Source organism: Streptomyces sp. SID486 (assembly GCF_009865385.1).
Lineage (GTDB): Bacteria > Actinomycetota > Actinomycetes > Streptomycetales > Streptomycetaceae > Streptomyces.
This window is the reverse complement of record NZ_WWJT01000429.1, coordinates 1-8,406: the sequence shown is the minus strand read 5'-3', so window position 1 is coordinate 8,406 and position 8,406 is coordinate 1. Positions and strand designations below refer to the sequence as shown.

The 8,406-nt window shown below is 71.7% G+C and carries 8 protein-coding genes; 5 read left to right on the top strand and 3 right to left on the bottom strand.

Annotated features, from left to right (window positions below):
* Positions 1-361 precede the first annotated feature (361 nt).
* From pknB to GT045_RS20490, 3 genes are all read left to right on the top strand, one after another.
* A complete protein-coding gene (gene pknB / locus GT045_RS20500) occupies positions 362-2,287 on the top strand; it encodes a Stk1 family PASTA domain-containing Ser/Thr kinase (RefSeq protein ID WP_161335037.1) in 1,926 nt (641 codons plus the stop codon).
* A gap of 57 nt (positions 2,288-2,344) precedes the next feature.
* Positions 2,345-3,238: a deoxyribonuclease IV gene (locus tag GT045_RS20495; RefSeq protein WP_161335036.1), complete on the top strand. Its 894-nt coding sequence runs from the start codon at positions 2,345-2,347 to the stop codon at positions 3,236-3,238.
* Between the two features lie 266 nt (positions 3,239-3,504).
* Positions 3,505-3,927 carry a DUF4396 domain-containing protein gene (locus GT045_RS20490; protein ID WP_161335038.1) on the top strand — a complete coding sequence of 141 codons (423 nt, stop codon included), beginning with the start codon at positions 3,505-3,507 and terminating at the stop codon, positions 3,925-3,927.
* Positions 3,928-3,939: 12 nt separating this feature from the next.
* Here GT045_RS20490 and GT045_RS20485 read toward each other — a convergent pair whose 3' ends face one another.
* Positions 3,940-4,572: a sulfite oxidase-like oxidoreductase gene (locus tag GT045_RS20485; RefSeq protein ID WP_161335035.1), complete on the bottom strand. Its 633-nt coding sequence runs from the start codon at positions 4,570-4,572 to the stop codon at positions 3,940-3,942.
* Between the two features lie 174 nt (positions 4,573-4,746).
* On the opposite strand from GT045_RS20485, the gene bfr reads away from it, so the two are divergent.
* A complete protein-coding gene (bfr, locus tag GT045_RS20480) occupies positions 4,747-5,265 on the top strand; it encodes a bacterioferritin (RefSeq protein ID WP_161287796.1) in 519 nt (172 codons plus the stop codon).
* A gap of 13 nt (positions 5,266-5,278) precedes the next feature.
* Here the strand turns inward: bfr and GT045_RS20475 are convergent, their stop codons facing one another.
* Together GT045_RS20475 and GT045_RS20470 are read right to left on the bottom strand one after the other, a co-directional pair.
* Positions 5,279-5,503 carry a (2Fe-2S)-binding protein gene (locus GT045_RS20475; protein ID WP_161287795.1) on the bottom strand — a complete coding sequence of 75 codons (225 nt, stop codon included), beginning with the start codon at positions 5,501-5,503 and terminating at the stop codon, positions 5,279-5,281.
* Positions 5,504-5,654: 151 nt separating this feature from the next.
* A complete protein-coding gene (locus GT045_RS20470) occupies positions 5,655-7,007 on the bottom strand; it encodes a 3-deoxy-7-phosphoheptulonate synthase class II (RefSeq protein ID WP_161287794.1) in 1,353 nt (450 codons plus the stop codon).
* Positions 7,008-7,273: 266 nt separating this feature from the next.
* On the opposite strand from GT045_RS20470, the gene GT045_RS20465 reads away from it, so the two are divergent.
* Positions 7,274-8,406, top strand: a 1,133-nt coding sequence (locus GT045_RS20465; RefSeq protein WP_202528564.1) for a chorismate-binding protein, incomplete at its 3' end; no start/stop codon positions are given.

The following is an 8,406-nucleotide window of genomic DNA, read 5'->3' as shown; positions in this document are numbered from 1 at the left end:
AGGGCATGGCCGTGCTGGACCCCGAGCGCCCCGCGTTCTGAGCCGGCGCCGGTGACGTCCCACCGCGGCCGGGGCCGCCGCCGGGGCCGGTGACGTCCCACCACCCCGCCCGCGGCCGACGCCGGGGCCGGTGACGTCCCACCACCCCGCCCGGGGCCGCCGCCGGGGCCGGTGACGCCTCGTCGCCCGTCGGCGCACCGCCCGTCACCGGGGGCCGGGAGGCCGGGGCCCGCCGTGGAGCGCGTGTGCCGGCGGTGAGGCGGGCTGGGGGCGTGTGTCGCGTCACAGGTCGGCTTCAGTACCGGTGCAATGCCGGTGGGCGGGGCGGTCGTCCCGGTCCTGGCTCGTAGACTCGCCTCTCGTGGATACGACCCTTCAGGACCCCCTCGTCGGGCAGGTGCTCGACGGCCGGTATCGCGTGGACGCGCGGATCGCGGCGGGTGGGATGGCCACGGTCTACCGGGCCCTGGACACCCGCCTGGACCGCGTTCTCGCGCTGAAGGTGATGCACCCGACCCTCGCGTCCGACGGGGCGTTCGTCGACCGGTTCATCCGGGAGGCGAAGTCCGTCGCGCGGCTGGACCACCCCAACGTGGTGCAGGTCTTCGACCAGGGCACCGACGGGTCGTACGTCTACCTGGCGATGGAGTACGTCGCCGGCTGCACCCTGCGGGACGTGCTGCGCGAGCGCGGTGCCGTGCAGCCGCGGGCCGCGCTGGACATCCTGGAGCCGGTGCTGGCCGCGCTCGGTGCCGCGCACCGGGCCGGGTTCGTGCACCGCGACATGAAGCCCGAGAACGTGCTGATAGGCGACGACGGCCGGGTGAAGGTCGCCGACTTCGGGCTGGTGCGCTCCGTGGACACGGTGACCAGCACGACCGGTGCCGTGCTCGGGACCGTCTCCTACCTCGCCCCCGAGCAGATCGAGCAGGGCACCACGGACCCGCGCGTCGACGTGTACGCGTGCGGTGTGGTCCTGTACGAGATGCTGACGGGCGCGAAGCCGCACTCCGGGGACTCCCCGGCCCAGGTGCTCTACCGGCACATACACGAGGACGTGCCGCCGCCCTCGGCGCTGGTGCCCGGACTGCCCGGCGAGCTGGACGCGCTGGTCGCGTCGGCCACCGCGCGCATACCGGACCGCCGGCCGTACGACGCCGTGGCGCTGCTCGCCCAGGTGCGTGAGGCCCGCCGGGCGCTGAGCGACGAGCAGCTCGACGTGGAGCCGCCGCAGGCACGGTCCGCCGGCCACGACAACGCCGAGGACCGGACGAGTGTGATCCCGCGCGCGCTGACCGTGCCCCGGCCGGCGGCCGTGGACGAGGACGCCCCGGGCGACGGCATCGACCGCACCGCCCGCTTCCAGAGCCCGCCCGTGCCGCCCCGCAGGCGCCCGGCGCGGCCCCGGCGCGCGGTGCTGGCGCTGATCGCGGCCGTGCTGGTGGTGTTCGGCGTGGGCGCCGGGGTCTGGTACATCAACTCCGGTCAGTTCACCCAGGTCCCGCCGCTGCTGTCCAAGACCGAGACGCAGGCGAGGGACCGGCTGAGGACGGCCGGGCTCGACGTCGGCCAGGTCAAGCGGGCCTACAGCGACACCGTCGAGCGGGGCACGGTGATCGGCAGCGACCCGGCGCCGGGCGCGCGCATCCGGGACCACGACTCGGTGACGCTGACCGTCTCGCTGGGTCCGGAGACGGTGAACGTGCCCGACGTGGCGGGGCAGCCGCTCACGAAGGCGCGGGCCCGGCTGAAGGCGGACGGCCTGGAGCCGGGCATGGTCACCCGCGAGTTCAGCGACGACGTCGACAAGGGCTCGGTGGTCCGCACGACACCGGGCGCGGGCACCGAGCGGCACGCGGGCTCGGCGATCGCCCTCGTCGTCAGCAAGGGCAGCCCGATCGACGTGCCGGACGTCACCGGTGACGACCTGGACAGCGCGAAGGAGGAGCTGACGGACGCCGGGCTGAAGGTGCGGGTCGCCGCCGGGCGGGTCAACTCCGAGTACGACAAGGGCAAGGTCGCCGCGCAGGACCCGGGTGACGGCCGCAGGGCCGCCGAGGGCGACACGGTGACGCTGACGCTGTCCAAGGGCCCGGAGATGATCGAGGTCCCGGACGTCGTCGGGGACAGCGTGGACGAGGCGCACGACGCCCTGGAGGGCGCGGGCTTCGAGGTGGACGAGGACCGCGGCCTGCTCGGCCTGTTCGGCGACACCGTGAAGAAGCAGTCGGTGGAGGGCGGCGACAAGGCGCCCAAGGGGTCCACGGTCACGATCACCATCCGGTGACCCGGGTCACCGGTGACCGTGGTCCGGGCGCGGGGGCGGACATGACACCCTGAACGGGTGAGTCCCGTTCAGTCCTCCCTCCCCGGCGTCCCCCGCAACCCCGTCGGCGGCCATGTGCCGGTGGCCGGCGGCCTGCACTCCGTCGGGCTGTCCTACGCCCGCGACCTGAAGGCGGAGGCCGTGCAGGTCTTCGTCGCCAACCCGCGCGGCTGGGCCACGCCCGCCGGGAACCCGCGGCAGGACGAGGCGTTCCGCGCGGCGTGCGCCGAGGAGTCGGTCCCGGCGTACGTCCACGCCCCCTATCTGATCAACTTCGGCTCGCACACCGAGGCGACCGTGGAGCGGTCGGTGGAGTCGCTCCGGCACTCGCTGCGCCGCGCGCGGGAGATCGGCGCGCTGGGCGTGGTGGTGCACACCGGGAGCGCGACCGGCGGGCGGCCCCGGGAGACGGCGCTGCGGCAGGTGCGCGAGTACCTGCTGCCGCTGCTGGACGAGCTGACCCATGACGACGACCCGTTCCTGCTGCTGGAGTCGACCGCCGGGCAGGGCTCCTCGCTGTGCTCGCGGACGTGGGACTTCGGGCCGTACTTCGAGGCGCTGGACGCCCATCCGATGCTCGGCGTGTGCCTGGACACCTGCCATGTCTTCGCCGCCGGGCACGATCTCACCGGGCCGAGCGGCATGCACCAGACCCTGGACCTGCTGGTCGGCACGGTCGGCGCGGGCCGGCTGAAGCTGATCCACGCCAACGACTCCAAGGACGTGGTGGGCGCGCACAAGGACCGGCACGAGAACATCGGTGCCGGCCACATCGGCGAGGACCCGTTCCGGGCGCTGATGACACACCCCGCGACCGAGGGCGTGCCGCTGATCATCGAGACGCCCGGCGGGAAGCAGGGGCACGCGGCGGACGTGGAGCGGCTGAAGAAACTGCGCTGGACGACTCCCTGACGGAATACCCCCAGGGGGTATACGGTTCCTGTCCGGTGAAGGAACCGACATCCGGCTTGGGGGCAGTCATGGAACACGAGGCACACGCACACCACACGCACCACGGACACGCGGCGCACGAGCACCACGAGGCCGCCGTGCCCGCGGATCACCACGCGCACCACCACGAGGCCGCCGCGCCCACGGACCGCCAGGGGCACCACCGCGAGGCCGCCGTGCCCACGGACCACCAGGCGCACCACCACGCACCCGCCGCCACCTGGCGCATGGCCGCCCAGGCCACCCTGCACTGCCTCACCGGATGCGCGATCGGCGAGGTGCTGGGCATGGTCCTCGGTACGGCGTTCGGGTGGGGCAACCTGCCGACCACCGTGCTCGCGATCGCCCTGGCCTTCCTCTTCGGCTACTCGCTCACCCTGCGCGGCGTGCTGCGGGCGGGCGTCGGCTTCCGCACGGCCTTCCGGGTGGCGCTGGCCGCGGACACCCTCTCCATCGCCGTCATGGAGCTGATCGACAACGGGGTCATCCTGGTCTGGCCGTCCGCCCGGGACGCGATGCTGGGCGACGCGCTGTTCTGGATCTCGCTCGCGATCTCACTGGTCACCGCCTTCGTGGTGACCACCCCGGTCAACAAGTGGACGATCGGCCGCGGCAAGGGACACGCGGTGGTGCACCGGTACCACCACTGAGCGGACCGGCGGTCACAGCTCGGGGCCGTCCCCGGGTCCCTCCTGGTAGGAGTAGCGCTGCTCCTTCCAGGGGTCGCCGATGTTGTGGTAGCCGCGCTCCTCCCAGAAGCCGCGGCGGTCGGCGGTCATGTACTCCACGCCCCGCACCCACTTGGGGCCCTTCCAGGCGTACAGATGGGGCACGATCAGGCGGACCGGGAAGCCGTGCTCGGCGGTGAGCAGCTCGCCGTCCTTGTGGGTGGCGAAGATCGCGCGGTCGGCGGCGAAGTCCGACAGGCGCAGGTTCGAGCTGAAGCCGTACTCCGCCCAGACCATCACATGGGTGACGTCCGGCGCCGGCGGGGCCAGGTCCAGGATCGCGCGGGCCGGGACCCCGCCCCACTCCGCGCCGACCATGCTGAACTTCGTCACACAGTGCAGATCGGCCACCACGGAGGTGTACGGCAGGGCCGTGAACTCCTCATGACTCCAGGTGCGCTTGTCACCGTCGGCGGTGGCGCCGAAGACCCGGAACTCCCAGCGCTCGGGCCGGAACTTCGGGACCGGCCCGTAATGCGTGACCGGCCAGCCGCGCTGGAGCCGCTGACCCGGCGGAAGCTCGGACTCCGCCCCTGCCCCAGACGCTCGCTCCACCGGATGACCCATGTATCCATCCTGACAGACCTCGGGCGATGCCCTTGACCGTGGCGTCACGAACCGGGCAACTAGGATAAGGGGGCACTTAATTACTAAGTATGCACTTACTGGACGATCTTCCCGGGCAGTGCCATCATGCGGCGCTATCGACCGATATCAGTTGTCCTGGAAGGAGCCCGTCGCATGCAAGGCGACCCCGAGGTCATCGAGCTGCTCAACGAGCAGCTGACCGCCGAGCTGACCGCGATCAACCAGTACTTCCTGCACTCCAAGCTCCAGGACCACCGGGGATGGACGAAGCTCGCCGAGTACACCCGCGCCGAGTCGTTCGACGAGATGCGGCACGCCGAGCTCCTGACCGACCGCATCCTGCTCCTGGACGGCCTGCCGAACTACCAGCGGCTGTTCCACGTCCAGGTCGGGCAGACGGTGGCCGAGATGTTCCAGGCCGACCGGCAGGTCGAGGTCGAGGCCATCGACCGGCTGCGCCGGGGCATCCAGGTGATGCGCGACAAGAACGACATCACGTCGGCGAACATCTTCGAGGCGATCCTGGCCGACGAGGAGCACCACATCGACTACCTGGACACCCAGCTGGAGCTGGTGGACAAACTGGGTGAGGCGCTCTATCTCTCCACGGTGATCGAGCAGAGCCAGCCCGATCCCTCGGGCCCGTCCACCAGCGGCTTCTCCAGCCCCTGAGCGGACCCGGACGTCAGGCGGCGTCGTCCAGCGCCCCGAGAGCGGGGGCGCGCCGCTCGATCAGCTCCCGGCGGGGGCACGCGCCCCGGCCGAGGAGGGCCTGGATACGGCGCACACAGCCGCCGCAGTCGGTGCCGGCCTTGCTGGCGGAGGCGATCTGGCGCGGAGTGCAGGCGCCGTTCTCCGCGTGCTGCTGAACCTGCTGCTCGGTGATGCCGAAGCAACTGCAGACGTACACGCGGTTCACCTCCCGACGGGATCGCTGACTGGCTGCCGTCCCGGTTCCCGGTGAGGCAAACCTAACCTTACCCATCTCGCGGCCACGGCAAAAGCGTGCGGGGCGCGGATCGGATGTGATCCGCGCCCCAGGGGCCGCTACCGGTGCCGGGTCACTGGTCCCGGTACATCTCGGCCACGAGGAACGCCAGGTCCAGCGACTGGCTGCGGTTCAGCCTCGGGTCGCAGGCCGTCTCGTAGCGCTGGTGCAGGTCGTCCACGAAGATCTCGTCGCCGCCGCCCACGCACTCGGTGACGTCGTCGCCGGTCAGCTCCACGTGGATGCCGCCCGGGTGGGTGCCGAGCCCCTTGTGGACCTCGAAGAAGCCCTTGACCTCGTCCAGCACGTCGTCGAAGCGGCGGGTCTTGTGCCCGGAGGCCGCCTCGAAGGTGTTGCCGTGCATCGGGTCGGTCACCCAGGCCACCGTCGCGCCGGACGCCGTGACCTTCTCGACCAGCTCGGGGAGCTTGTCACGGATCTTGTCGGCGCCCATGCGGACGATGAAGGTCAGCCGGCCCGGCTCCCGCTCGGGGTCGAGGCGGTCGATGTACTGCAGCGCCTCCTCGGCCGTGGTGGTCGGGCCGAGCTTGATGCCGATCGGGTTGCGGATCTTCGAGGCGAACTCGATGTGCGCGCCGTCCAGCTGCCGGGTGCGCTCACCGATCCACACCATGTGCCCGGAGACGTCGTACAGCTTGCCGGTGCGCGAGTCGACCCGGGTCAGGGCGGACTCGTAGTCCAGCAGCAGCGCCTCGTGCGAGGCGAAGAACTCGACGGTCTTGAACTCCTCCGGGTCGGTGCCGCAGGCCCGCATGAAGTTCAGCGCGTTGTCGATCTCACGAGCGAGCTGCTCGTAACGCTGGCCCGACGGCGAGGTCCGCACGAAGTCCTGGTTCCAGGCGTGCACCTGGCGCAGGTCGGCGTAGCCGCCGGTGGTGAAGGCGCGCACCAGGTTCAGCGTGGAGGCGGACGCGTTGTACATGCGCTTGAGCCGCTCGGGGTCCGGGACGCGGCTGGCCTCGGTGAAGTCGAAGCCGTTGACGGAGTCGCCGCGGTAGGTCGGCAGGGTCACGCCGTCGCGGGTCTCGGTCGGCTTGGAGCGCGGCTTGGAGTACTGCCCCGCGATCCGGCCGACCTTCACCACGGGCACGGAGGCCGCGTAGGTCAGGACGGCACCCATCTGGAGCAGCGTCTTCAGCTTGTTGCGGATGTGGTCGGCGGAGACCCCGTCGAACGCCTCGGCGCAGTCGCCGCCCTGGAGGAGGAACGCCTCTCCCTTGGCGACGGCCGCCATCCGGGCGCGCAGCTGGTCGCACTCGCCCGCGAAGACGAGCGGCGGATACGACTCGAGGTCCGCGATCACTGCGCGCAGAGCCTCGGTGTCGGGGTACTCGGGCTGCTGCGCCGCGGGCAGGTTTCGCCAGGTGTTGCCAGCGCTCGCGCTGGTCTTAGCGTTCACGGTCACCTCGTAAACATTACGGGGTCGCCTCGGATGTTTTTCCCTCCGGCTCGAAGGGTGAGACGAAGCGACTGAAGGGTGGACCGGCGGGCGGTGCGGTAGGGTTTCCGGCATGTTCGCGCACTCGATGCAGAACCGCATCCAGAACTGGTGGTGGACCGCTTCTCCGGCGGCCCGCTGATCGCGCGTACGACAAAGACTTCGCGAAGGCCGCCCGAGGGGCGGCCTTCGGCGTTTCCCGGGGCCGTTCCTCCTCATCGACAAGAGGAACCATGGACCTGGCACAGCTGCTGCACGACCCGCGCCCCTTCGCCCTGCTCCGCCGCCGCACCCCCGGCCACGACGATCAGCGGGTGGAGGTGCTGATCGGCCCCGTGACCAGCCGGGACCGGCTCGCCGACCTGCCCGACGAGGGGCTCGCCCTGGTGCCGTTCCGGCAGATCCGCGAGCGCGGCTTCGACGTCCGCGACGACGGCACCCCGCTGCTGGTGCTCACCCCCGAGGAGGCGTACTCGGTCCCGCTCGCCGAGGCGCTTGCCGGGCTCCCGGCGCACGAGGTGCGGGTCGAGGGCGGTGGCTTCGACGTGGCGGACGAGGAGTACCGCGAGATCGTCGCCCGGGTGCTGCGCGAGGAGATCGGCCGGGGCGAGGGTGCCAACTTCGTGATCCGGCGCACCTACGAGGGTGCGGTCCCCGGTTTCGGCCGCGCCGACGCGCTGGCGCTGTTCCGGCGGCTGCTGGAGGGCGAGCGGGGCGCGTACTGGACGTTCGTGGTGCACACCGGGGACCGCACGCTGGTCGGCGCCAGCCCCGAGGTGCATGTGCGGATGTCCGGCGGCACCGTCGTGATGAACCCGATCAGCGGGACGTACCGGTACCCCGCCGAGGGACCGACGCCCGAGCACCTGCTCTCCTTCCTGGCCGACGGCAAGGAGATCGAGGAGCTGTCGATGGTCGTCGACGAGGAGCTGAAGATGATGTGCACCGTCGGCGACATGGGCGGGGTGGTCGTCGGCCCCCGGCTGAAGGAGATGGCGCACCTCGCGCACACCGAGTACGAGCTGCGCGGCAGGTCCTCTCTGGACGCCCGTGAGGTGCTGCGGGAGACCTTGTTCGCGGCGACGGTGACCGGCTCGCCGGTGCAGAACGCGTGCCGGGTGATCGAACGGCACGAAACCGGGGGGCGCGGCTACTACGCGGGGGCGCTCGCCCTGCTCGGGCGGGACTCCGGGGGCGCGCAGACCCTCGACTCCCCCATCCTGATCCGCACCGCCGACATCACCGCGGACGGCCGGCTGCGCGTGCCGGTCGGGGCGACGCTGGTGCGCGGCTCCGACCCGGCGGGCGAGGTCGCGGAGACGCACGCGAAGGCGGCCGGCGTGCTGGCCGCCCTCGGGGCGGGGCC